Here is a 25,142-nt window from a genome sequence, read left to right as displayed (position 1 = left end):
GTAAATGAGCCAAACATCTTCATCCGAGACCAAAGAGCAGTTCGTGCATTCTGTATTCGAGAGCATCGCTCCGAAATACGACATGATGAACGACTTGCTTAGCTTCAGGCGTCACAAAGCGTGGCGGAAATTCACGATGGCCAAAATGAACATGTCCCCCGGGGAGACCGCGCTTGACCTGTGCTGCGGTACCTGTGATTGGACGATCAGCATGGCGGAAGCCAGCGGGGGGCAGATCATCGGCCTGGATTTTAGTGAACGGATGCTGGAATACGGACGCCTCAAAGTAAAGGAGCGCGGGCTGGAGTCGCGGATCACCTTGGTTCAAGGGAATGCGATGGAGCTGCCGTTTGAAGACAACCGGTTTGATTACGTGACGATCGGTTTTGGTCTGCGTAATGTACCTGATCTCCGCCAGGTGCTGCGGGAAATGCGGCGCGTCGTAAAACCTGGAGGAAAGGTGGTTTGCCTGGAATTGTCCAAGCCAACCTGGCAGCCGTTCAAAGGACTTTATTATTTTTATTTTCAAAATGTGCTTCCGATGCTTGGCAAACTGGTGGCAAAACGATATGAACAGTACAAATGGCTTCCCGATTCCCTCGTCCAGTTTCCTGGCCGTGCGGAGCTGGCGGAGATTTTCCGGGAGACGGGACTTACCCGGGTTGAAGCGTATCCTTTAACCGGCGGAATTGCCGCCTTGCACATCGGAACGAAGGAGACGCAACATGTTTAAGAAAATGGTAATTTTCCTGCAAATGATCAAGTTTGAACATACGGTATTCGCTTTACCGTTCGCTTTCATGGGCGCGCTGCTCGGGTCTGAAATGATTAACCATGAGCTGCCGTCCTGGGCACAGATCGGGTGGGTGCTGTTGGCGATGTTTGGCGCACGAAGTGCGGCGATGGGGCTGAACCGTCTTATTGACCGGGTCATCGATGCGAAGAACCCTCGTACCGCAAACCGCGCAATCCCGGCGGGACTTTTAAAAATAGGCGAAGTCGTGTTGTTCATCATTCTCTCTTTTGCCTTGTTGTTCTGGGCCGCTGCTGAGCTAGACCCCTTAGCATTAAAGCTGTTGCCTATCGCCGTCATCATGTTGGTTTTGTACTCCTACACGAAACGTTTTACTTGGCTCTGCCACGTCATACTGGGTCTGACGATCGGCTTAGCTCCTCTCGGCGGCTGGGCGGCTGTAACTGGACAAGTTGATTGGACAGCAATGGTATTTTATGTAACGATTACCTTTTGGATTGCCGGCTTCGATATCATTTACGCCTGCCAGGACGTTGATTTCGATACGAAGGAAGGTCTTTATTCCATTCCTGTTCGGTTTGGTGTCGCTAAATCGCTGAAGATTGCTCAAGCGTTTCATATCATCACCGCGCTGGGCTTTATCGCTTTGCTGCTGTTGACGGATTTGGGCTGGTGGTATGTCGTGGGCATGATTATTGCGTATGCTATTTTGTTTTACGAGCACCATATCGTTTCTCCGAGCGATCTCAGCCGGCTGCAAACCGCGTTCTTCACCATGAACGGCGTGCTGAGCATCGTTGTGTTTTCCTTCACATTGATTGATTTGGTGGTGCGACATTTCTAATGGATAAAGGGAAATCGATTGTTGTCGGCATAACTGGGGCCAGTGGTTCGATCTATGGAGTGAAGCTGATTGAAACGCTGTTAGGTATGAACTTCCTCGTGCATCTCGTTGTATCCAATGCAGGGTGGCGAGTGATCAAGGAGGAGCTCGGTTGGAACACGAGCGATCGGGAGGCGACGCTGGAGGAACATTTTGGTCAGCTTCCCGGGAAGCTGGTATACCATCCGATCGCGGATATTGGGGCTTCGATCGCCAGCGGTTCTTTCCTCACGCACGGGATGATCGTTATGCCTTGTTCGATGGGAACCCTGTCTTCGATCGCAAACGGAACGTCCGACAATCTGATGGCTCGGGCAGCCGATGTCATGCTGAAGGAAGGCCGGCCGCTTGTGCTGGTGCCACGCGAAACGCCACTGCATGCGATCCATTTGGAGAACATGCTGAAGCTGGCTCGACTTGGCGTGCGCATCATCCCGGCGATGCCGGCATTTTATTTCGGACCGCAGACCATTGATGATCTGGTCCGGTTTTTAGTTGGTAAAGTGCTCGACAATCTGGGCATCGAGCATGCGTTATTCAAGAGATGGGGGGATCAGAATGAACAATCGGGAGAATGAAGACATCCTCATCGGCCAAATCAAATACAGCAACGTCTGGCCCGTATTTCATTATTTTGATGTGACGCGCCTGTCCCAAGTGAGCCAACTCGTCACCGAGGTCCCTTCGAAGCTGAACCGCCGGATGCTTGGCGGGATGCTGGATATTTCCCCGGTGTCTTCTTTTGCCTACGGGTACGGCTCGGAGCGGTTCCTGCTGCTGCCGGATCTTTCCGTCAGCTCCGATGGGCCGGTGGGTTCGATTCTGCTGTTCTCGCGGAAGCCGCCGGAGGAAATTGCGAACGGCAAGATCGCGCTAACGAATACGTCGGCAACTTCGGTCAATTTGCTGAAGATCATTATGGAAAAAGCGTACGGTGGCAAACCTGAGTATTGGGACAGTGAGCCTGATTTGGATCTGATGATGGCAGAAAGCGACGGCGCGCTGTTGATCGGTGATCACGCGATTCAGGCATCCTGGCGGGATCACGATTATATCGTTACCGATTTGGGGGAAGTTTGGAAATCATGGACCGGCTATGGTATGACCTTTGCGGTCTGGGCCGTTCAGAAGTCGTTTGCCGAAGCCCACGGCGACTATTTGGCTGAAGTGACGGAAGCCTTTGTGGAAAGCAAACGTAAGAGCTTAAGTGATGTATCCCCGCTCGTGGCCAAGGCTTGCGCCGAAATTGGCGGTACGGCGGATTATTGGCGGCATTATTTTACTCAGAACATCCGCTATGATTTTAATGAATCGCACCGCCAAGGACTTTCGTTGTATTTTGACTATGCCTATGAAATGGGGCTGCTGGATCATCGAGTAGAGCTGGAGATATGGAGTGACAATTTGCTGACACGGGTGAAAGAATGAAACTACTGGATATTTTCGGTGCGTTAAAAAAAGATATGGATTTTATCGAACGCCAGCTGTACCGCAGCATCGACGGCGATGACGATCTGCTCAGCGAGACGTCCCTGCACTTGTTGAAGGCAGGCGGGAAGCGGCTGCGGCCGGTCTTCGTATTGCTTGGCGGGAAGTTTGGGAACTACGATCTGCAGAAGCTGCAGTATATCGCTGTGCCGCTGGAGCTCATCCATTCGGCGTCACTCGTTCACGATGACGTGATCGACGATGCCGACACGCGGCGGGGCAAAGCGACGGTAAAGTCGAAGTGGGATAATCGGATCGCCATGTATACCGGCGACTACATCTACGCCAAGGCCCTGATGCAGGTATCCGAGCTCGCAAATCCATACATACACCGCATACTGGCCAAAGCGATGGTGCAGATGTCGATCGGGGAAATGGAGCAGATCCGCGATTTTTTCAACACGGAGCAAAGCGTACGCAACTATTTGCTGCGCATCCGGCGGAAAACCGCTTTGCTCATCGCCATCAGCTGTCAGCTGGGAGCCATGGCGGCAGATGCTCCGGCCAAAGTGAGTGCGCTGCTGTACCGGTACGGGTACAACGTGGGCATGGCCTTCCAGATTCGCGACGATCTGCTTGATTTATTTGGTACTGAGAAGACGATCGGTAAACCGCCGGGCAGCGATATGCGCCAGGGCAACATCACGCTTCCTGTGCTTTACGCTCTGCAGGAGCCTGATTTAAGAGAGCCGCTGCTTCGGGAAATTCGCGGCATCCAGGCCGGAGACGGCAGCGGGGATGTGTCCCGTGCGATCGAAATGATTCGGACAAGCCCGGGCATTGGCAAAGCGGAGGCGTTGGCCGACCGCTATATTGCAAAAGCGCTGGCGGCGTTGCAGCAGCTGCCGGATACAGCGGCGCGCTCCCATTTACAGGACATTGCAGAATTTGTTAACAAACGCTCCTATTAATCTTATCGCTTTACCTGTTTCGCAAGTTTCTGGTAAAATGCAGGTGAAACCGCCTTCCTGGAGGAAGGTGGGAATGAGGTTTGAATCGCAAATGATGCTGTTAAATTCGGGAGGGGAACCATGGAAAGAACGTTTTTAATGGTTAAGCCGGACGGCGTACAGCGCGGGCTGATCGGCAGAATTATCAGCCGGTTCGAGGATAAGGGATTTCAACTCGTCGCAGGCAAGCTGGTTCAAGTGACAGAAGAGCAGGCGAAGAGACATTATGCGGAGCATGAGGGCAAGCCTTTCTTTGACGAACTGGTGGGCTTCATTACTTCTGGGCCGGTATTTGCCATGGTATGGGAAGGGGATGACATCATTAACTTGTCCCGCATGGTCATCGGCAAGACGAAAGTCACCGAGGCGCTTCCCGGCACGATTCGGGGGGATTTTGCCGCCCATACGCCGTTTAATCTGATTCATGGTTCCGACGGAGTAGAGAGTGCGGAGCGAGAAATCGCCAACTTCTTTGAGCCTCATGAGCTACTACAGTATACGAGAAGCGTGAGCCCATGGATTTGAACCGGATTTTTCCCGACATCCCTCGGGTAGACAACACAGAGACGGCACCGGATCCGGATTATCTCGGCTTTATCCAGAACATTAAAAAAAGCACGGGTATCGATTTGGCCCAATACAAGGAAGCGCAAATGAAGCGGCGTTTGACGACGCTGCGCAATAAGAACGGCTATTCGAAGTTTGCGGATTTTTATACGGCGATGCTGAGCAACAAGCAGTTATTTTATGAATTTTTGGACAAGATGACGATTAACGTATCTGAATTTTGGCGCAACCCCAATCGCTGGGAAGTGCTGAGGGACTCGGTGCTGCCGGGGCTGGCCGCCGGGCGGCCCCGGCTGAAGGTGTGGAGCGCGGCCTGTTCGACGGGAGAGGAGCCATACACGTTGGCGATGATTCTCGCAGATCTGGGGCTTCTAGCGAACACCTATTTGCTGGCAACGGACATTGATGAAGGAGCGCTCGGGAAAGCCCAGGAAGGATTATATCTGGAGCGTTCGCTGAAGGATGTGCCGAAGGCGGTCGCCGAGCGTTATTTTACGCCGGAAGGCCCGATGTTCCGCTTTGATCCGAAGCTGAAGAAGGCCGTCACGTTCAAGAAGCAAAACCTGCTGCTCGATCCGTTTGAAGAGGGCTTTGACCTGATCGTTTGCCGCAACGTGATGATTTATTTTACCGAAGAAGCAAAACAAGGGCTTTATCATAAGTTTTCGCGTGCGCTGCGTCCCGGCGGCGTCCTGTTCGTCGGCAGCACGGAGCAAATTTTCTCCCCTGGCCAATACGATTTGGAAGCGGCGGAAACGTTCTTTTATCGTAAGAAGGGGGAAGGGAACAACGGAGCGAGCAACTGAATTCAAGATTCGAAGTCGAATTCGCTTCACACGAGCTACTTCATGATTAAAAATTTTGGGTTCTTAGCGCCGAGAAGGTTGGATGAAGAGGTGAGTGAGTAGCGGAGCGTAGGGAAACCTACGTGAGCAACGGAGCGAGCATCTGAATTCAAGATTCGATGCCGTATTCGCTTCACATGAGTTACTTCGCGATAAGAAGCCAAAACGATAGTATAGAATGGTTTGATCTTTCCTATACTTGGACCATATAGTCAATGGAGGTCAGATCATGGACAAGCGAAAAGTGATCGAAGCTTATCGGCGGGGATTCTTGACGCCGCAGGAATGCGCGCAGGTGCTTGGCATCGAAGGTTCGCACCTCAAGGTGATGCTTGAGGATTTTCCGGTGGATCCCCGGCGTTCCGCCGCTTTGGAAAATCAACCAGCTTCAGGCCTCAGATAAGCTGCAAGCGCCCATACCAGTTAAATAGCGCCGACATCGCCAGGCAGGGCGGGGAACGGCGCTTTTTGCGTTCTTGGTTGAAGCGTTCTTGACAGCCGTCAGGGGAGCTTCCTATAATAGTTATAAATTCAGGTCAGGAGAGATTTCATCCATGAACGATTCGGACGACCCGGAGAGTAGCGACACGGTACAATTTTTCAATAATCTATTCATTGAGGAATTTCAGGCATAGCCTGCGTCAATTTGGTGACGGCGGGTTATGCCTTTTTGCGTTTGTTTACCCGCCGGAATGACAGCTTCAAACGACGCCGGGGGAAACTTTTGGAGGTGGAAATGAGTTGTTGGGACTTTTAGTTGTCTTCATATTAATTTTGATTAATGCCTTTTTTGCTGCATCGGAAATCGCCTTGATCTCCTTGAACGATAATAAAATTAAAGCGATGGCGGGGCAGGGCCACCGGAAAGCGAAGGTTATCGTAGGTTTGCTTGGCGAGCCCAGCAAGTTTCTGGCGACGATTCAAATTGGCATCACGCTTGCGGGCTTTTTTGCCAGTGCCTTCGCCGGGGAAAGCTTTGCCGACGACCTGGCGGCTTATTTAATCCGCATGGGGCTGCCGATTCCCGAAAACGTGCTTAGCACGATATCGCTGATCATCATCACTTTGTTGCTCTCATACTTCCAGTTGGTGCTGGGGGAGCTGGTGCCGAAACGGGTAGCCATGAACAAGGCCGAAGCGATGGCGATGTTTGCGGCTACGACGTTGTCCATCTTGTCGAAGGCGACCTCGCCGTTCGTGAAGCTGCTGACCACGTCCACCAACATGTTGGTGCGGCTGTTTGGCATCGATCCGAACGCTAAGGAGGAGGAAGTCTCCGAGGAGGAGATCCGCATGATGTTGGATACCGGAGAGGAAATGGGGACGATCCAGCCTAGCGAGCGCCTGATGATTAACAACATCTTTGATTTTGACAATTTGACGGTGTCCGATATCATGACGCACCGGATTGACGTCGTAGCTATCCCGGCCGATGCCGATCAGCAGACCGTGGCTGAAATTGCCGATAAGGAGCAATATACCCGCTTCCCGGTGTATGAGGATACAGTTGACAATATGATTGGAATATTGCACAGTAAGGATTTGATTCGCTTTTTACGCAACGGGGAGAAGGAGCATTGGAATTTACAGGAGCTGGTGACGCCGCCTTATTTTATTCCGATCTCCAAAAAAACGAATGAACTGTTCGAGGAAATGCAGCAAAACCGCATTCATATGGCCATCGTTGTAGACGAATACGGAGGAACCGCCGGCATCGTGACGATGGAGGATTTGCTGGAGGAAATCGTCGGCAACATCTATGACGAACACGACGAAGAGGAACGGGAATACGAGCAGGTTGGCGAAGGCAGTTATCTGTTCAGCGGTACGATGTCCCTCGACGATGCCCAGGAGATCTTGGATATTAAGCTTCCGATCGAACACTACGATACGCTAAGCGGATTTATGATCGGGCAGTTGAAGCGGATTCCGACGGTGAATGAAATACCGGAATTCGAATACGGGGGTTATGTCTTCGCTGTCCGAGAAGTTGGTCAGCATCGCATTCGCAAGCTCGCAGCCACCCGACTGACCGACCCGGAACAAGCATTTTCAGTTCATCCGGTTTCCATGGATTCTTAAGATTTAGCAAGTCCCCGGATTTTGGTGAACCTCGAAGCGTGAGGCGCGAAAATCCGGGCCCGGCTTGGCCTCGTGCCGCTTACGGTGCGAGAAATCGGAGATTGCATGAGCAGGATAAGTGAATTCACTACGTGACAGAATGCATCAAACAATATTATAATGAGCAAAGATATCATCGGGTTTTAGTTCTTTACAGTTTAACAGTTTAAAGGGGGAACGCAGCATCATGAGTTTGCGATACTTAACAGCCGGGGAGACGCATGGACCCCAGTTGACTGCGATTATTGAAGGCTTGCCCAGCCATTTGCAGCTGGATTTTGAAGCGTTGAATTTTGAGTTGGCCCGTCGTCAGAAAGGGTATGGCCGCGGCCGTCGGATGCAGATCGAGAAAGATACCGCGAAGATCGTCGGGGGAGTCCGGCACGGGTATACAACAGGAGCGCCGGTGGCACTGGTTGTGGAGAATAACGACTGGAAGCATTGGCAGAAAATCATGAACATCGAGCCGATCGAAGGCACGGACGAGGAGAAACGCAGAGTACATCGTCCCCGTCCAGGGCATGCCGATTTAAACGGAGGCTTGAAATATAACCATAAAGACCTGCGGAACGTGTTGGAGCGTTCGAGCGCACGCGAAACCGCTGTTCGCGTGGCGGTTGGTGCGGTGGCCAAGCAGCTCCTGGGGCGCTTTGGCATCCGGATCGCCGGGCATGTCATTCGCATCGGCGAAATTGAAGCACCGCCGCATAACCTGCCGCTGGACGAGTTGGCTCGAGTCACCGAAGCTTCTTCGGTGCGGGTTGCCGACCTTGAGACGGAGAAGAAGATGGAAGCCTACATCGATAAAATCAAGGAGGAAGGCGACTCCATCGGCGGCATCGTCGAATGTATCGTTGAAGGCGTTCCGGTCGGACTGGGAAGCCATGTGCAGTATGACCGCAAGCTGGACGGCCGTATCGCGCAAGCGGTAATGTCGATTAACGCGTTTAAGGGCGTGGAAATCGGCATCGGTTTTGAAGCCGGGAAGCTGCCAGGCTCCAAGGTTCATGACGAAATTTTGTACAGCGAGGAGCGCGGCTATTACCGGGCGACCAACCGGCTCGGCGGCTTCGAGGGCGGGATGACCAACGGCATGCCAATCGTCGTTCGCGGCGTAATGAAGCCGATCCCGACGTTATACAAACCGCTGCAAAGCGTCGACATCGACACCCGCGAGGCGTTTGCTGCTCAGGTGGAGCGCTCTGATGCTTGTGCAGTGCCAGCCGCGAGCGTTGTGCTCGAGAACGTGGTCGCTTGGGAAGTGGCCAAAGCGTTCCTGGAGAAATTCGGCGGCGATTCGATCGGGGAGATCGAGCGTAATTATAAGGGATATTTGGCTCAACTGGAGGAATATTGATGCGAACGCTGCAGGTCGATTTGGGCGAACGTTCTTATCCGATTTATATCGGCGGCGGCTTGCTGGGAAAGGCCGGGGATTTCTTCGAGCAGCATAAGCTGTCGGCGAAGAGCCCTGTCTTAATCGTTACCGATGACCATGTCGCGCCGAAGTATCTGCCGGTTGTCGAAGCCTCGCTGCAGGCCAAAGGCTATCGTACGGTCAGCAAAGTCGTGAAGGCCGGTGAAAAATCCAAATCGCTGGAGGTTTATGAGGATGTCATGACTACGGCGATTGAAGGCGGTTTGGACCGCCGTTCTGTGGTCGTTGCGCTGGGCGGCGGCGTCGTCGGCGATTTGGCTGGCTTCGTGGCGGCAACGTATATGCGAGGCGTAGCGTTTGTGCAAATGCCTACCACGATCCTGGCTCACGACAGCAGTGTCGGAGGCAAGGTGGCCGTCAACCATCGGCTGGCCAAAAATATGATCGGCGCTTTTCATCAGCCGGAAATGGTGCTGTATGACGTGGACAGCCTGCAAACCCTGCCGCCGCGCGACGTCCGGGCGGGCTTGTCGGAAATGGTCAAGCATGGCCTGATCTGGGATGCGGCATTTGCGGACTGGTGCCGCGAGCACACGGCGGATTTGCTGGTGCTGGATCCGGAAGCGCTGGGATACGGATTAACCCAGGGGTGCTCCGTGAAAGCCCAGGTTGTCTCTGTGGATGAGAAGGAGAATGGGCTTCGTGCGATTCTCAACCTGGGGCATACGCTGGGTCATGCCATCGAGGCGATCGGCGGGTATGGTGAATTTTTGCACGGGGAAGCGATCTCGATTGGGATGGCCGCAGCGGCGAAGCTGGCAGTGAACCGGGGCCGGGATCCGCATATATACGAGTACACGGTGTCCCTGCTGAGCGGCTTCGGTTTGCCAACGGCCATGCCGGCACATTTGAACGAGCAGGATTTGATTGGTGCGATGATGCACGACAAGAAGTTTAAGGAACAGACGATGGTGTTTATTTTGCCTGTAGAGATCGGCAAGGTGGAAATTGTCTCAGACGTGACATTGGACGAAGTCCGCCAGGTGATTGCTGAACTCAAAGAGGAGGGACAACATGTATAACAGAGGTATTCGCGGAGCAACGACGGTATCCCGCAACGATGAACAGGAAATTCTGGACGCGACAGCTGAGTTGTTAAAAGAGATTGTCGCTCGCAACGAAATCGAGCCTGAGGATATTTGCAGCGTTTGGATTACGGTAACGCCGGACTTGACGGCGACTTTCCCGGCTCGTGCCATTCGCGTATTAAACGGGTGGGATATGGTTCCTCTGATGTGCTCCACGGAAATCCCGGTTCAAGGCGCTTTGCCGAAGTGTATCCGGCTGCTGATTCAGGTGAACACCACCAAAGGGCAGCGGGATATGAAGCACGTGTATTTGAACGAAGCCCGCAGCCTCCGTCCGGACCTCAGCTCCACCAATTCCTGAGGGCAGCAAGCGAGCGAAGCTATTTTTAGGATTGGCAAATCAAGCTGCAGGTTTGGGTTGCCAAACGGGCCGCGGTTAGGGTATAGTTAATTTAGATTTTAGATGAGTGCAAGTTAGTTGAGTAAGTTAGTTGAGAGTAAGTTCTAAGTTAGAAGAGTTTAGAGTAAACACATTTTTTAGAGCTGAGTAGAGATCAGTTGAGATGAGCTGAGTTTAGCTGAGTGAATAGCCTGTTCCTTGTGCGTACTTCGTCGTTTTCTTGATTGTGGGAGAATGACGGCAAGACGCGTCTTTAGGAGCTGCGCTTTCCCATAAACCGCAAATCCTACAACCTCTACTTCGGTAGAGGTTTTTTTATTTGGCTCTGAAACCAATTCGAAAAGGAAGTGAGAGACATGGCAACCCCGAATGTAGAACAGGTCATTGCTTTAGCAAACGAATATAATCTGATCCCGATTGCCCGAACGTTGCTCGCCGACATGGAAACCCCAATCCGGATCTTCCGTCGTATTGCTCAGCGGGAGCAGGCATTTTTGCTGGAGAGCGTGGAAGGTGGCAGTCAGTGGGCGCGGTATTCTTTCATCGGCACCGCCCCGTTCTTGACGATTTCCGCGAAGAAGGGCGAGATCACGATTCAACGGGAAGGCGGTACAGAGCATTTGCGCTCGTCCCGTCCCGTCGATGAGTTGAAGGCGATCCTGCGGGGCTATCGCAGTCCGAAGCTTCCGGAAATGCCGCCGTTTACGGGTGGAGCGATTGGTTTCTTTGGATATGATCTGCTGCAGTACTATGAGAAGCTGCCGGCGCATCAGGTCGATGACCTGAACCTGAATGATATGCAGTTTATGTTCTGCGATCAAGTGATCGTGTTCGACCACGTGAAGCAGCGGATCCTGCTGGTGGCCAACGTACACGTGAAGCCAGACGATCGCGACGAAGATATTCGCCGGGCTTATGCGGAAGCGGAGCTGAAGCTGGATTTGGCGGCCGATCTGCTGCAGCAGGAGGGGCCGGGCGAAAGCTTTAACCGCCGGCCGATGCCGGTCGTGACGGATCTTGGGGACGTCAAATCCAACCTGACGAAGGAGCAGTTCATCGCGAACGTTGAAAAAGCGAAGGAATATATCCGCGCAGGCGATATTTTTCAAGTGGTGCTGTCACAGCGGTTCCATATCGAAACAGAAGTTGATCCGCTTCACGTCTACCGCGTCCTGCGGACGTTAAATCCGTCGCCGTACATGTATTACCTCAAGCTGGACGAGGAGATTATCGTTGGGACGTCGCCGGAGGCTTTGGTCAAGGTAGAGAACGGCCGAGTGGAAACGCGTCCGATCGCCGGCACGAGACCGCGGGGGGCGACGGAAGAAGCCGATTTAGCGTTGGAAGCGGAGCTGCTGCAGGATGAAAAAGAACGGGCGGAACATCTGATGCTGGTCGACCTTGGACGCAACGATTTAGGCCGGGTATCCGAGTTCGGCAGCGTAACCTGCGACTCGTATATGGAGATCGAACGGTATTCCCACGTTATGCACATGGTATCCAAGGTGTCTGGCAAGCTGCGGGAGGATAAGGACTTCTTCGATGCATTCCTGTCTTGTTTGCCAGCCGGGACCGTCTCCGGGGCGCCAAAGCTGCGGGCGATGGAGATTATTGCGGAGCTGGAGCGCGAGGCACGCGGCACTTATGCCGGGGCCATTGGGTACCTTGGATTCTCAGGGAACATGGATTCTTGTATTACGATCCGCACGATCGTGTTCAAGCAAGGGAAAGCATACGTGCAGGCCGGCGGAGGCATCGTATGGGATTCCATACCGGAGAACGAATATCAGGAGTCGGTGAACAAGGCGAAGGCTTTGCTGACGGCGATCCGTACAGCGGAGCAGATGTTTCCGCCAGCCACCCGAAATGACGGTGTGATTAATCAGGATTACCTTTACGAATATACCCCGGGGAACTAAAGAGAGGAGCGAATCGAGATGACAGGACAGCAAACCGTTCAGGCGGGCATTAGCCGCTTGATTGAAGGACGGCATTTGTCGCGGGAAGAAGCGCGTGGTGTGATGCAGGCGATCATGAACGGCGAATCAACGCCAGCTCAAATCGGCAGCCTGTTGACCGCGCTGCGAATCAAGGGAGAGACTGTCGAGGAGATCACCGGCTTCGCCGAGGCGATGCGCGGCGCCTCCAGCCGAATTCATACGGAAACGCAAAAGCTGCTGGATACGTGCGGAACAGGCGGATCCGGCATCCACAAAATCAACGTATCCACGACGGCGGCGATCGTGGCAGCCTCGGTGTCGGTGCGGGTAGCTAAACACGGCAACCGGTCGGCATCCGGCCGTTCGGGAAGCGCCGATGTTCTCGAAGCGTTGGGCGTGAATATCCAATTGGACGCCAGCCAAGCGAAACGCTGTCTGGATGATATCGGCATCTGCTTTATGTTTTCACAGCTGTATCATCCATCGATGAAGCACGCGGCAGGCCCTCGCAAAGAGTTGGGGATTCGAACGGTCTTCAACATGCTGGGGCCATTAACGAATCCGGCAGGAGCGGATCGCCAGGTGCTGGGCATTTATGACGGCAGCAAAACGTCGACGATCGCTGAAGTGCTGCGCGAGCTCGGATCCAAACGGGCGCTGGTTGTCAGCAGCCAGGAAGGTCTGGATGAAATCAGCATTTCGTCGCCGACACGGGTATCCGAGTTGAAAAACGGGGAGATCACAACCTACGAACTGCTGCCGGAAGATCTGGGACTTCGCACGTACCCGCTGGAAGCGATGATCGGCGGCGATCCCGAGACGAATGCGGAGATCGTCCGGCGCGTGCTGCAAGGGGAGCGCGGCGCTCACCGTGACGTCGTACTGGCCAACGCAGGCGCTTGCGTATATGTGGCTGGTTTGGCGGACACGATCCGGGACGGAGTTACGATCGCTGCGGATGCGATCGATTCCGGGAAGGCCTATGCCAAGCTGCAACAGCTGATTCAGACAACGGGGGAATTAAGTTATGTATCTTGATCGAATTGTAGAGACGAAAAAAACAGAAGTCGCACGTTTGGCAGAAAGCTTCTCCCTTGCGGATGCGGAGCGCCGCATTGCGGCGATGGAGCCCACGCGGGGGTTCCACGCGGCACTTACAACCGGCCGGAAGCGGGATATGGGGTTAATCGCCGAGGTGAAAAAGGCGTCCCCCTCCAAAGGGCTGATTCGCCCGGATTTCCATCCGGTGCAGCTGGCAGCGGCTTATGAAGCGGCGGGAACCGATTGCATCTCCGTGCTGACGGATGAAACGTATTTTCAGGGCAGCGGCGCCTATTTGAGCGCAATTCGCGAGGCCGTAAATGTGCCGCTGCTGCGCAAGGATTTTGTGATTGACGAGCGGCAGATTTACGAAGCCCGGCTGCTTGGCGCTGACGCTGTACTGCTGATCGCCGCAATCCTGAGCGATGCACAGCTTCGCGACTACCTGTCGATCGCCACGGCGCTGGGACTGGATGCGCTTATCGAAGTGCATGATCGCGAGGAGCTGGAGCGGGTCCTGATGCTTCCAGCGGCGAAGCTGATCGGCATCAACAACCGGAACCTGCGGACGTTTGAAGTGTCCCTGGAGACGACGGCCGCGTTGGCGGAGCTGGTGCCATCCAGTGCGACGCTGATCAGCGAGAGCGGGATTCAAACCCGGCAGGATGTAAAATACCTTCAACAGACCGGCGCACAAGGCGTGCTGATCGGAGAAACGTTTATGCGGCGAGAAAATGTGGGGGACGCCGTGGTTGACTTAATGGGACCGTTACTTCAAACGGATTCCCGCGAATTGGATGCCGAAGGGACGACGTCAAATGGGTGAAGTGGCCGTAAAAATTTGTGGACTTCAAAGCGTTGAAGTGCTAAAATCTATGGTGAACTTACCCGTAGATTATGTTGGATTCGTGTTTGCCCGAAGCAAGCGCCAAATCAGCGGAAGCCGTGCAGCGGAGCTGCTTCCTGTGCTTCAAACGTGGAGCACAGGGGCAGTTCCGCAGAGCGTTGGGGTGTTCGTCAATCCGACCTTGGAGGAGCTGGACGAGGTTTTGCGGCAGGCGCCGCTGGACATCCTGCAGCTCCACGGGACGGAAAGCCCGGATTTTTGCCGGAAGGTGAAGGACGCTTATGGCGTCGAGCTTTTCAAGGCATTTTCGGTCAAAACGGACGGATCGGTCCATGCCGGCGCGACCTTGGCGGAGTATGACGGCGTGCTGGACGGGCTGTTGCTCGACACGTACGATCCGAAGTACGGCGGGGGCTCTGGCGTTGCATTTGATTGGGCTGCTGCAGAGCCTTTTCGTCAATGGGCCAAGGAGCGAGGAATCCCGTTCTTTGCGGCCGGCGGCTTGCATCCCGGCAACGTTAGGACGTTAATTGAGACGCTGCAGCCGGATGGCGTAGACGTCTCAAGCGGCGTGGAAACCGACGACGTGAAGGATATCGCGAAAATAACTGCATTCGTAGAGAGGGTGAAGGGATGATGAAGCAGGTACCGGATGAGCATGGACGGTTTGGTCCTTTTGGCGGCCGCTACGTGCCGGAGACGCTGATGAACGCTTTGATCGAACTGGAAGAGTCCTATTTGAAATTTAAAGATGATCCCGAGTTTCAAGCGGAGATCGCTTATCTGCTGAAGCAGTATTCCGGACGGGAGACGCCGCTTTATTACGCGGAACGCCTGACGGAGCACCTGGGCGGGGCGAAAATTTATCTGAAGCGCGAGGATTTAAACCATACTGGCGCCCATAAAATCAACAACGCGATCGGGCAGGGGATTCTGGCGAAGCGGATGGGCAAGCAGAAAGTGATCGCCGAAACCGGCGCAGGCCAACACGGCGTGGCTACGGCTACGGTAGCGGCCTTGCTAGGTCTTGAATGCAAGGTATTCATGGGTGAAGAGGACACGAAGCGGCAGCAGCTTAACGTGTTTCGGATGAAGCTGCTGGGTGCTGAAGTTGTTCCGGTTATGTCCGGTACACGCACGTTAAAGGATGCTTGCAACGAAGCGCTGCGCTATTGGGTGAGCAATGTGCATGATACTTTCTATATTCTCGGATCGGCCACCGGGCCGCATCCTTATCCGATGATGGTGCGGAACTTCCAGCGGATTATCGGCGATGAAACGCGGAAGCAGATTTTAGTGGCGGAAGGCCGATTGCCGGATATGCTCGTCGCTGCGGTTGGCGGCGGCAGCAATGCGATTGGGATGTTTTATCCGTTTATCGAGGATCAGGGCGTTCGCTTGGTCGGGGTAGAGGCCGCAGGTAAAGGGATTGACACCGAGTTCCATGCCGCCACGATGACCAAAGGCACCAAAGGCGTCTTCCAAGGCTCGATGAGTTATCTGCTTCAGGACGCTTACGGCCAAGTTCTGCCAGCCCACTCGATCTCGGCCGGTCTCGATTATCCGGGCATTGGCCCAGAGCATTCGTATCTGAAGGATATCGAACGTGCGAAGTATTATCCAATCACGGACCGTGAGGCTCTGGATGCCCTTCAGCTGCTAAGCCGGACCGAAGGGATCATTCCGGCGCTGGAGTCGGCGCATGCGGTGGCCCAAGTTGTGAAAATGGCTCCGGCAATGAGCCGGGACGAAATCATCGTCATTTGCTTGTCCGGCCGCGGGGATAAGGACGTGGAGTCGATTATGGCGTATACGGAAGGCGGGGAGACGATATGAGTCAACAGGCAGGTCAATTGCTGGACGACACGTTTGCGAAGCTAAAAGCAGCGGGACAAACCGCGCTGATTCCGTTCGTGACCGTCGGTGACCCGGACCCGGAGACGACGCTCGACATTTTGGCCGTTCTGGAGGAAGCCGGTGCCGATGTGGTGGAGCTGGGTGTACCTTATTCCGATCCCTTGGCGGATGGCCCGGTGATTCAGCGGGCGTCGGAACGTGCCCTTGTCCACGGAATCACGGTGGCTTCCTGTATCGAGACGGCATCCAAAGCCCGGGAACGCGGCATCCGTATGCCATTTGTCTTGTTTACTTATTACAATCCCGTGTTGCAAATGGGGACAGAGCGCTTGTTGGCTGAGCTGCAGAAGGCGGGGATCAGCGGCTTAATCATTCCGGATTTGCCGTATGAAGAAGCGGAGGAGGTCCTGAAGTTGGCGGATGCCGCCGGCGTAAGGCTGATCCCGCTCGTCGCGCCTACCTCCAGCGGCCGGATTGCACGGATCTTGGAGCGTGCCCGCGGATTCGTATATTGCGTCTCTTCGCTGGGCGTAACCGGAGAACGGACTTCGTTCCATGCCAGCGTCGACGAATTTATCGCCTCGGTTAAAGCGCAAACGGATTTGCCCGTTGCCGTCGGCTTCGGAATATCTAGCCGGGAACAGGTCGAGCGGTTTGCTGCGATCTGTGACGGAGCGGTCGTGGGCAGCGCCATCGTGCGTAAAATCGAGGAAAACTTGCCGCTCTTGTCCCAGGCTTCGACTAGGGACCAAGGGTTGTTGCAAATTCGCGACTTTGTGGCAAAATTGAGATTATAGTTTTTTTGGCTAAACCATCACAAAGTCATTTGAGGAGGAACCTATACATGTTGCCGAAACCCCAGATCGTCAATTTGCCGGTATATCAGCCGGGAAAACCGATTGAAGAAGTGAAGAAAGAGCTTGGGCTCGAGGATGTCATTAAGCTGGCTTCCAACGAAAATCCGTTTGGTTGCTCGCCGCGCGTCCGCGCCGCCATTGAACAGGAGCTGGCGAACTTAAGCTTGTATCCTGACGGCAGTGCCGCAGAATTGACCGAGGCGTTGGCCAGCCAGCTTGGCGTTGGGAAGGAGCACATTATTTTCGGCTGCGGTTCGGATGAGATCATCGCTCTGATTGCCCGCGCTTTCTTCCTGCCGGGGGACGAGACGGTGATGGCAGACCAGACGTTTAGTGTGTATAAAAGCAACGCCGACATCGAAGGTGCAGTCAGCATCGAGGTGCCGCTGAAGGAAGGTACCCACGATTTGGAGGGAATGCTTGAACGCATCGGAGACAAAACGAAAGTGGTTTGGATTTGCAATCCGAACAATCCAACCGGAACGATCGTGCCTCATGCGGAGTTGGTTGCTTTTCTGGACCGGGTTCCGGGGCACGTGCTGGTCGTTTTGGATGAAGCTTATGCCGAATATGTGACTGATTCGGATTACACGAACGGGATCGCTTTGCTGAACCAGTACCCAAATCTAGTTGTGCTTCGTACTTTCTCTAAAATTTACGGTCTCGCTGCGCTGCGGATCGGTTATGGCGTGGGGCAACCGGCGGTCATTAAACTGATCAATCAGGTTCGTGAGCCGTTTAATACTTCGCGGATCGGGCAAGCGGCGGCAAAAGCGGCTTTGGCCGATCAGGAATTTGTGGCTGACTGCCGGGCTAAAAACCGCGAGGGAATCGCCTATTTGTATAAGGAATTCGACCGGCTGGGCCTGAAGTATTTCCCGGCGCATGGCAATTTTATCATGGTGGATGTTCAGCGTCCGGCGGGTGAAATGTTTCAGTCGTTATTGCAGCTGGGGATTATCGTGCGCGGAGGATTCCATAAATATCCAACTTCCGTGCGGGTGACCGTCGGATCGGCGGAACAGAACGCTAAATTTATATCTGCCTTGGAGCAGGTGCTTGGCAAATCGGCAACTCGGGTCTAATCCCCAATTTATTCGCAGAAAATGAGTGAGATACGATGACAACGAAAATTGCCATTTTTGGCGTGGGCTTGATCGGCGGATCGCTGGCGTTGTGCTTCAAAGGCAAGCCGGGAATTACGGTCGTTGGCCACGCCCATCGCCCGGAATCCTTGAAACGCATTGAGGATCGCGGTGTCGTTGACGCCGCGACTCTGTCCATGGAAGAGGCGGCGGCGGATGCCGACTTTATTTTTTTGTGCGTACCGGTCGGGTTGCTGGAAGATTACCTGCGGAAGCTGACCGAGCTGCCGCTGAAGCCGGGTTGCATTGTAACCGACGTTGGCAGCACCAAGGCGTCGGTCGCCGCTTGTGCGGCCAAAATCGCCCGTCCGGGCGTGCATTTCATCGGCGGCCATCCGATGGCCGGCTCGGAGCGTTCCGGCGTGGAGGCGGCTTCGACGCTCTTGTTCGAGAACGCCTACTATGTGCTGACGCCGTCTCCTGATGTGCCGGAGGAGGCCTATCAACGCCTGGAGCAGCTGCTGGCGTACACCAAAGCACAAATTGTGCGTGTGGACCCAGTTCTGCATGATGAAATCGTTGGGGCGATCAGCCATCTTCCGCATATTATCGCGGTTGCCTTGGTGAATCAGGTGCGTAATTACAACGATGGCAACGGGTTATACCGGATGCTGGCGGCAGGTGGTTTCCGCGACATCACGCGGATCGCTTCAAGCGACCCGGTGATTTGGCGGGATATCCTGCTTAGTAACCGGGACGTGCTGCTTCATTTGTTGAAGGACTGGAACCGCGAGATCCAAGGCTTTATCACTTTATTGGAGGCACAGAACGGGGAAGGGATCGAGGCCGAATTCCAAAAGGCCAACCAGTTCCGCAGCGAGCTGCCGGAGCGGCGCAAAGGGGCGATCACCTCGTTGTTCGATATTTATATCGACGTACCCGACACACCGGGGATTATCGGGCAAATCGCAACCGAACTTGGTCTGCGCCATATTAACTTGAGCAACATGCAGATTATCGAAAGCCGCGAGGACGTTCCGGGCGTACTGCGCCTCTCTTTCCGCCAGGAAGGGGAGATGGAGCGGGCGAAAGCTCACCTCCAATCGCTGGGGTATGTTGTGTACGTGTAGTTGGCTTTTGTTAGGGGAAAGGCTTGGCTCGGTGTTGAATTTTAAATTCAGCCGGGCCTTTTGTTGCTTTGGCCGCTGACGGGGATTTAACGGAACCTAGGGACGTTATTTGCGTGGATGTAGGCCTTTTCCAATTCTAACGGAACGAGGAGACCTTATTTGGCTTAATCGCTTCGAATTCGCAGGCGTGACTGGCGAATAAGGTCTCTGGGGTCCGTTACAACGGGAAATCGCCGGGAAATGGACAAATAAGGTCCATACGTTCCGTTAGCAGCCCGTCGTGATCGTAATGTAAGCGCTAAAAAAAGATGTTGACAGAATGAAAACGTATACATATAATAAAAGTACAGTATGGTTTCTCTCCACTCCTATCCAATAACTTCTTGCTCCCAAGTGAGCAAGGACCGCTTCTTCGGAAGCGGTCTTTTTTTGCTTTTTTTGCGTCAGCTGGTGAGCAATCTACTCGAAAAATCGAATACAATTCGCTCGTTCTGCTGGTTTCAGCCGAAATATATATGAAATTTCGTGTTTATTGGGGCATCAGGAGGGTGGAAGGCGCGATTCTGTATGAAATTTCGAATACATTTATAAGTCACACTATCCTCATCCAAGAGAAGTTACTTCCCCACCATCCCGGTTACTTCTACCGCGACCTAAGAAAAGTTACTCAACAACAGCACTGGTACCTCGCACGCGCCTCAGGTCCAGATTATCATCAACTATTTCTCACCGCCTCACAAAACTAACGCCAGACAACAAACTTCATACCGCGGTCTATGGAACTCACACTATACATCTTTCGGACCAACACGGCGGACGATAGCACACGCACACGTTTTCAGCATCAGTTACTTCATCATGGTCATGTTATCCGTAGCTTCCTTGGCGCATTTTTTAACACGCTTAACACGCTGGAATTAGCCCGACCGGTTGAAATGCTGCTTGCGATAGGTGAGTGGGCTGACGCCGTATTTCTTCTTAAACGCTTTGCTGAAGTAGTAAATGTCAGGGAAACCGGCTTGTTCGGCGACTTCTTTGATCAGCAGGGAAGGCTGCTGCAACAGTTCGCAGGCTTTGGCCAGCCGGATCCGGTTCATCTCCTCGATCAGGGTTCGGCCGGTTTTTTGCTTATATACGCGGGACAGATGGCCGTAGCTCATATGCAGCGATGCGGCTAGTGCTTCCACATTCAGACGCTCCCCGCGAAAATCCTCCAGGTACACCTCCACCTTACGAAGCAAGGCGTCCCGGGCTTGCGCAGGCTCCGAAGCTGATGCGCCGGTCTCATGTGCGGCGGTCACGCCGGACAAGACCTCCAGCAGTTGTACGAGCAGCAGCCTGAGATAAAAAGGCGACCGCCCATGTTCAGCCTCGGCAAACAGCTGAATGAGCAGCGACCGAATGCCGTAATCGTCCCGGTAGGCCCCCGGAGGCCAATCCTTCAACCGATTCAGCCGCAGGAGAAAGCTGTCGTTCGCCGGCTTTGCTGCGCTATTTTCCGCTAAATCGTCCGCTGCTTCTGTCGCAGTCTCTTCCTCTGCCGCGCCTGGAATTGGCCGAAACCGCCACCGCAAACAAATGCCCTCATGGGGATCTTCCCGAGAGTAGTCGTGCGCATGGGTCATCCCCGGAGGGATCAAAAAAAATTCGTCCGCATACACCATCACGTCCTGGTCGATAAATCGTGTTTGCATACGGCCGGACAAGACATAGTTGAATTCATACCAAGTGTGGGCGTGGGGAGGGCATTTGCCTGAACCCCCGGTTTGTTCTATCACGATATCGACCCAGTCCACCACCGCATCGCCAACCGCGATTTCACCACAGATTTTGTTCAGTGCAGGCACCAGTTCGTTACGCCATTTTTTCAAATCCATGAGCTGCTGCTCCTTTGTTCGATTTGACTCCATCATATCATAATAGGACAAAAATTGATGAGGATAAGTAATTTACTTCGCCGGGGGAGAACCGGAAAATGAGGGGGAAGGCTAACTCATATTCAGGGGAGGTACCCGATACGATGTTCTGGACGGAGGAGAAATTAAACGCACGGATTCGCGAGCTGGAGGGGTATCGATACCGCGATGCCCGGCCGATCGAGGCGTTTCGCGCGCAAGTGGATGAGGAAGGGCGCATCGGCGCCAGACCGCCCAAGGAGGGGCCGTGGTCCACAATGCAGACAGGAGAACGCTGGGAAGGCCGCGATCTTTATTTATGGCTGGAGACGGACGTCGAGCTTCCGGCCGAATGGAAAGGGCGCAAGATCGTTGGCGTGTTTGACTTCGGCAAAACGGGAGGCGGAAACAACTCCGGGTTTGAATCGCTTCTGTATGTCAACGGCGAACCGTTCCAAGGCGTGGATATGAATCACCAGGAGCTATTTTTCCCGGACGAGGCTTCCGGTACGAAGGTGAAGCTGCAGTTCCGCTTATGGTCCGGTCTGGAGGGCGGCGGGAAACCGCAGGTACAGGAGCACCGGATCAAGCGGGCGGAGATCGCGTGGCTGGACGGAACGGTGGACCGTCTGTACTATACGGCCCGTGCGGTCATGCAGACGGTGGAGGTATTGCCGGCGAACGCGCCGGAGCGGACGGATTTGTTGACGGCGCTGGATCGCGCTTTCCTGCGAATCGATTGGTCCTATCCGGGATCGGAGGCGTTTTATGCGTCGCTGACGGAAGCGGAGGAGCAATTAACCCAGGCGGTGGCGGGAATGAAGAAAACGTCGCCGGTGACGGTGCAATGCATCGGGCATACGCATATCGATGTCGCCTGGTTGTGGCGGCTGAAGCATACACGGGAAAAAGCAGCCCGCAGCTTCAGCACCGTACTGCGACTGATGGAGATGTTCCCGGAATACGTGTTCCTGCAAACGCAGCCGCAGCTATACGAATATCTGAAGCAGGATTACCCGGAGCTCTATGAACAGATCAAGGAACGGGTCAAAGAAGGACGCTGGGAAGCGGCCGGCGGCATGTGGCTGGAGGCGGACTGCAATTTGACGAGCGGGGAATCGCTGGTGCGGCAGCTGCTGTATGGGACGCGGTTTTTGCGCGAGGAATTTGGCCAGGAATGCACCTATCTGTGGCTGCCGGACGTCTTTGGCTACAGCTGGGCCTTGCCGCAGATTTTACGCAAGTCGGGTATTCACACGTTCATGACAACAAAAATCAGCTGGAACCAGTACAACCGCATGCCGCATGATACGTTTTGGTGGCGCGGCATCGACGGCAGTGAGGTGCTGACCCACTTCATCACCACGCCGCAGGACGGAAATTTCTGGTGGTACACCTACAACGGGCAGATCGAGGCGTCCAGCGTGCAAGGCATCTGGGAGGCTTACCGCGATAAAGAAGTGAACAAGGAACTCTTGCTCTCTTACGGATACGGCGATGGCGGCGGCGGCGTAAACCGCGAGCACTTGGAGCTGCGTCGGCGCCTCGACGAGATGCCGGGTCTGCCGCGTGTGACGACCGGAAGGGCGGACGATTTTTTTGCGAAGCTGCATGAGACAGTGGAAGCAGCGGATCGTTACGTCCATACGTGGGACGGCGAGTTGTACCTGGAGTACCACCGGGGAACCTATACCAGCCAGGCGTACAATAAAAAAATGAACCGGAAGCTGGAGCTGCTGTCCCGGGACGCCGAATGGCTGCTTAGCTTGCAGGCGTTGCTTGCGGGCTGCGGAAACTGGGAGGCCTATCCGAAGGCCAAGCTGGACGAAAGCTGGAAAACGATCCTGCGCAACCAGTTCCACGACATCATCCCGGGCTCGTCCATTCCAGAGGTATACCGCGACTCCAAGGAGGAGTATGCCCAAGCTGAATCGCTGCTGGAGTCGTGCCGGGAGCAGGCCATTCAAGCCTTGACGAGCGATGCGGGGGATACGTATACCGTGTGGAATCCGTCCTCTTGGCCGTTTACCGGACTGGTTGCCTTGGAAGGTCAAGACACAGACACGGGAACACAGTGGATTCAAGCGGATGGGCAAGAACTGCAATCCGAATTCGACGGGACGACCGTGTGGGTACGCGTGGAGAACGTGCCGCCGCTTGGCTTTGTAACGATCCAACGTAAGAAGGACGGGCAAGCAAATAACGCGGTGACAAGCGAACCGTTTAAAGCGCGGCCAAACGGGATTGAAACTCCGATTTATAACATTGAGTGGAACGACCGCGGGCAGCTGATCTCCATCTTCGACCGCGTCGCTGGCCGTGAAGTGCTGGCTTCCGGCGAACAGGGCAACGTGCTGCAGGTGTTTGAGGATAAGCCCAAAATGTTTGAGGCTTGGGACATCGATGTGTTCTATCAGGAGAAGCAGCGCGAGGTTGAGCAACTCCAAGAATGCAAGGTCGTTACCGGTACGCTGCGGGCTGTCGTCACATTTACCTGGACGTACATGAGCTCGACGATTCGCCAGCAGATGATTCTGTATGCCGATAACCGGCGGATCGATTTCCGGACTTGGGTGGATTGGCAGGAACGTCAGCAGCTGCTGAAGGTTGCTTTTCCAGTGGACATTCGGGCGACGGAAGCGACTTACGACATTCAGTATGGCAATGTGAAGCGCCCAACGCATTGGAACACGTCGTGGGATTTCGCCCGCTTCGAAACGGTCGGGCATCAATGGGTGGATTTGTCGGAGCGCGGCTATGGGGTTAGTCTGCTGAATGATTGCAAGTACGGGCATGACATTAAGGATCATGTGATACGCCTGTCGCTGCTGAAATCGGCAACGTACCCAGACCCGCAGGCGGATCGCGGCGAGCATGAATTTACGTATGCGCTGTATCCGCATGAGGGGGATTGGTCCGAAGGCGGTACCGTGCAGGCGGCAGCGCTCCTGAATCAACCGGTATACGCTACGCCAGGTACGGCTCATACTCCGTCGTTCTCCTTGCTTCAAACGAGCGGCAGTGCGGATGTCGTCATCGATGCGGTGAAAAAAGCGGAAGACGACGATAGCGTGATCGTCCGTTTCCATGAATATAAGGGCGGCCGGGGCCGCGTCCGGTTACACGTCGGAGTGCCCGTGGCGTCCTGGCAGGAAACCGACCTGATGGAACGTCCGGCCGGAGAGCTGTCCTCCGCAGATACGATTGAGCTGACAGTGACGCCTTATGAAATCAAGACGATTCGTCTTCAGTTGAAATAAAGATGGGCGAAACGGGCGCCTCCTCAGTTGTCGGAAGTGGGGGCGCCTGTTAGCGTTTCAATATCGTTGGAACCATAGAAAAATAAAACCACCAGAATAATGATCACAATCAATTCGGAAAAACCTTCGCCGTCAAATTGACCCATGTGGCAAACCCCCGTAATCGTAATTAAGTTCAAAGCGTACAATCTCCATTTGGCGTCCGCTGAAATGAACAGGCATTTGGAGCAACTCCGGCTTACGACAACGAACGCCAGCATTAGGAGGAACTGTCCGCTTTTTTCTTCATGGCATTAATGATGTCGTTGATGGTGAGATCCCCGTTTTCATTGAGGAAATTCAGCAGTTTATCGGCGTTCGCGTCGCTGCTGATCGTTTTGTACTCGCCAACCAAGGAGACGAACATGGTCGCGTTTCGGTATAACTGGACGGAATCCACGCGTAGTTTGCCGGAGAGCAGCAGCGCAGCTACGGTGTATTCCGGGGTTTTAGGCCGGAAGCCGCCTTTTTTGCCGTTTTTCTTGCTGGAAGACGAGGACTTGTTCTTTCCGGCTGAGTTCATGGCTTTACCTTCCTTAACTTGATGGAGTCCAGTTGCTTGTCATGGGGAACAGGTCGAACCGATCCCGAAATCGATCCTAAATCGATTCCTAGGAGTGCCCTGTTATTTATGCTATGCAACCGCGCGGGGTTGGTGTAGACGAAGAGACGCAAACGATCCACCTATTCCACCATCTGGACGGGATTGACAATCCA

Annotated in this window: 24 protein-coding genes; 21 read left to right on the top strand and 3 right to left on the bottom strand. The window is 54.2% G+C overall.

Translation table 11 applies throughout. The annotated features are described in order from the left end of the window. Positions 1-4: 4 nt before the first annotated feature. From NSQ80_RS12190 to NSQ80_RS12095, 20 genes are all read left to right on the top strand, one after another. Entirely contained in the window at positions 5-733 is a 729-nt protein-coding gene (locus tag NSQ80_RS12190; protein WP_009225878.1) for a demethylmenaquinone methyltransferase, read from the top strand. After that, positions 726-1,598 (top strand): UbiA-like polyprenyltransferase, encoded by an 873-nt coding sequence (locus tag NSQ80_RS12185; protein WP_009225879.1) that lies wholly within the window; start codon positions 726-728, stop codon positions 1,596-1,598. The genes NSQ80_RS12190 and NSQ80_RS12185 overlap by 8 nt, the downstream gene beginning before the upstream one ends. Then, the gene (locus NSQ80_RS12180) at positions 1,598-2,215 is read left to right on the top strand and encodes a flavin prenyltransferase UbiX (protein WP_009225880.1); all 618 of its coding nucleotides are present in this window, start codon (positions 1,598-1,600) and stop codon (positions 2,213-2,215) included. Before NSQ80_RS12185 ends, NSQ80_RS12180 begins: the two co-directional genes overlap by 1 nt. Then, entirely contained in the window at positions 2,196-3,065 is an 870-nt protein-coding gene (locus NSQ80_RS12175) for a menaquinone biosynthesis protein (protein WP_009225881.1), read from the top strand. The genes NSQ80_RS12180 and NSQ80_RS12175 overlap by 20 nt, the downstream gene beginning before the upstream one ends. Next, positions 3,062-4,036 carry a polyprenyl synthetase family protein gene (locus NSQ80_RS12170; RefSeq protein WP_009225882.1) on the top strand — a complete coding sequence of 325 codons (975 nt, stop codon included), beginning with the start codon at positions 3,062-3,064 and terminating at the stop codon, positions 4,034-4,036. Before NSQ80_RS12175 ends, NSQ80_RS12170 begins: the two co-directional genes overlap by 4 nt. A 120-nt stretch (positions 4,037-4,156) precedes the next feature. Beyond that, positions 4,157-4,600 (top strand): nucleoside-diphosphate kinase, encoded by a 444-nt coding sequence (gene ndk, locus NSQ80_RS12165; RefSeq protein WP_009225883.1) that lies wholly within the window; start codon positions 4,157-4,159, stop codon positions 4,598-4,600. Next, positions 4,591-5,448 carry a protein-glutamate O-methyltransferase CheR gene (locus NSQ80_RS12160; protein ID WP_323076727.1) on the top strand — a complete coding sequence of 286 codons (858 nt, stop codon included), beginning with the start codon at positions 4,591-4,593 and terminating at the stop codon, positions 5,446-5,448. Before ndk ends, NSQ80_RS12160 begins: the two co-directional genes overlap by 10 nt. A gap of 268 nt (positions 5,449-5,716) precedes the next feature. Then, positions 5,717-5,890, top strand: coding sequence for a hypothetical protein (locus tag NSQ80_RS12155; RefSeq protein WP_260071693.1), 174 nt, complete (start codon positions 5,717-5,719; stop codon positions 5,888-5,890). Positions 5,891-6,228: 338 nt separating this feature from the next. Further along, the gene (locus tag NSQ80_RS12150) at positions 6,229-7,569 is read left to right on the top strand and encodes a hemolysin family protein (protein WP_323076725.1); all 1,341 of its coding nucleotides are present in this window, start codon (positions 6,229-6,231) and stop codon (positions 7,567-7,569) included. 226 nt (positions 7,570-7,795) lie between these two features. Continuing rightward, a complete protein-coding gene (gene aroC / locus NSQ80_RS12145; RefSeq protein WP_009225887.1) occupies positions 7,796-8,965 on the top strand; it encodes a chorismate synthase in 1,170 nt (389 codons plus the stop codon). Beyond that, a complete protein-coding gene (gene aroB, locus NSQ80_RS12140; protein ID WP_009225888.1) occupies positions 8,965-10,068 on the top strand; it encodes a 3-dehydroquinate synthase in 1,104 nt (367 codons plus the stop codon). The genes aroC and aroB overlap by 1 nt, the downstream gene beginning before the upstream one ends. Then, a complete protein-coding gene (aroH, locus tag NSQ80_RS12135; protein ID WP_009225889.1) occupies positions 10,061-10,435 on the top strand; it encodes a chorismate mutase in 375 nt (124 codons plus the stop codon). Before aroB ends, aroH begins: the two co-directional genes overlap by 8 nt. 395 nt (positions 10,436-10,830) lie before the next feature. Continuing rightward, positions 10,831-12,393 carry an anthranilate synthase component I gene (gene trpE, locus NSQ80_RS12130; RefSeq protein ID WP_009225890.1) on the top strand — a complete coding sequence of 521 codons (1,563 nt, stop codon included), beginning with the start codon at positions 10,831-10,833 and terminating at the stop codon, positions 12,391-12,393. A gap of 18 nt (positions 12,394-12,411) precedes the next feature. After that, complete coding sequence (gene trpD / locus NSQ80_RS12125) at positions 12,412-13,452, top strand: anthranilate phosphoribosyltransferase (RefSeq protein WP_260071688.1); 1,041 nt, start codon at positions 12,412-12,414, stop codon at positions 13,450-13,452. After that, a complete protein-coding gene (trpC, locus tag NSQ80_RS12120) occupies positions 13,442-14,281 on the top strand; it encodes an indole-3-glycerol phosphate synthase TrpC (protein ID WP_009225892.1) in 840 nt (279 codons plus the stop codon). The genes trpD and trpC overlap by 11 nt, the downstream gene beginning before the upstream one ends. Next, positions 14,274-14,939: a phosphoribosylanthranilate isomerase gene (locus tag NSQ80_RS12115; RefSeq protein WP_036645815.1), complete on the top strand. Its 666-nt coding sequence runs from the start codon at positions 14,274-14,276 to the stop codon at positions 14,937-14,939. The genes trpC and NSQ80_RS12115 overlap by 8 nt, the downstream gene beginning before the upstream one ends. Next, positions 14,939-16,138: a tryptophan synthase subunit beta gene (trpB, locus tag NSQ80_RS12110; protein ID WP_036645846.1), complete on the top strand. Its 1,200-nt coding sequence runs from the start codon at positions 14,939-14,941 to the stop codon at positions 16,136-16,138. The genes NSQ80_RS12115 and trpB overlap by 1 nt, the downstream gene beginning before the upstream one ends. Then, positions 16,135-16,956 (top strand): tryptophan synthase subunit alpha, encoded by an 822-nt coding sequence (gene trpA / locus NSQ80_RS12105; protein WP_009225895.1) that lies wholly within the window; start codon positions 16,135-16,137, stop codon positions 16,954-16,956. The genes trpB and trpA overlap by 4 nt, the downstream gene beginning before the upstream one ends. Before the next feature lie 47 nt (positions 16,957-17,003). After that, a complete protein-coding gene (gene hisC, locus NSQ80_RS12100) occupies positions 17,004-18,101 on the top strand; it encodes a histidinol-phosphate transaminase (RefSeq protein WP_009225896.1) in 1,098 nt (365 codons plus the stop codon). Positions 18,102-18,136: 35 nt separating this feature from the next. Continuing rightward, positions 18,137-19,231: a prephenate dehydrogenase gene (locus NSQ80_RS12095; protein WP_339299197.1), complete on the top strand. Its 1,095-nt coding sequence runs from the start codon at positions 18,137-18,139 to the stop codon at positions 19,229-19,231. A gap of 917 nt (positions 19,232-20,148) precedes the next feature. Here the strand turns inward: NSQ80_RS12095 and NSQ80_RS12090 are convergent. After that, a complete protein-coding gene (locus NSQ80_RS12090) occupies positions 20,149-21,108 on the bottom strand; it encodes an AraC family transcriptional regulator (protein ID WP_009227006.1) in 960 nt (319 codons plus the stop codon). 143 nt (positions 21,109-21,251) lie between these two features. Here NSQ80_RS12090 and NSQ80_RS12085 point away from each other — a divergent pair, with 143 nt between their 5' ends. Further along, positions 21,252-24,386, top strand: coding sequence for an alpha-mannosidase (locus NSQ80_RS12085; RefSeq protein WP_339299195.1), 3,135 nt, complete (start codon positions 21,252-21,254; stop codon positions 24,384-24,386). Between the two features lie 23 nt (positions 24,387-24,409). On the opposite strand, the gene NSQ80_RS12080 is transcribed toward NSQ80_RS12085, so the two are convergent. Together NSQ80_RS12080 and NSQ80_RS12075 are read right to left on the bottom strand one after the other, a co-directional pair. Further along, positions 24,410-24,532, bottom strand: a complete 123-nt coding sequence (locus NSQ80_RS12080; protein ID WP_339299193.1) for a hypothetical protein — start codon at positions 24,530-24,532, stop codon at positions 24,410-24,412. A 113-nt stretch (positions 24,533-24,645) separates the two neighbouring features. After that, entirely contained in the window at positions 24,646-24,948 is a 303-nt protein-coding gene (locus tag NSQ80_RS12075) for a hypothetical protein (protein WP_260071695.1), read from the bottom strand. Positions 24,949-25,142: the final 194 nt, after the last annotated feature.

It is taken from the genome of Paenibacillus sp. FSL K6-2441 (assembly GCF_037964765.1).
GTDB lineage: Bacteria > Bacillota > Bacilli > Paenibacillales > Paenibacillaceae > Fontibacillus > Fontibacillus phoenicis.
The sequence above is the reverse complement of the archived record's forward strand: the minus strand, read 5'-3'. Positions and strand labels throughout refer to the sequence as shown.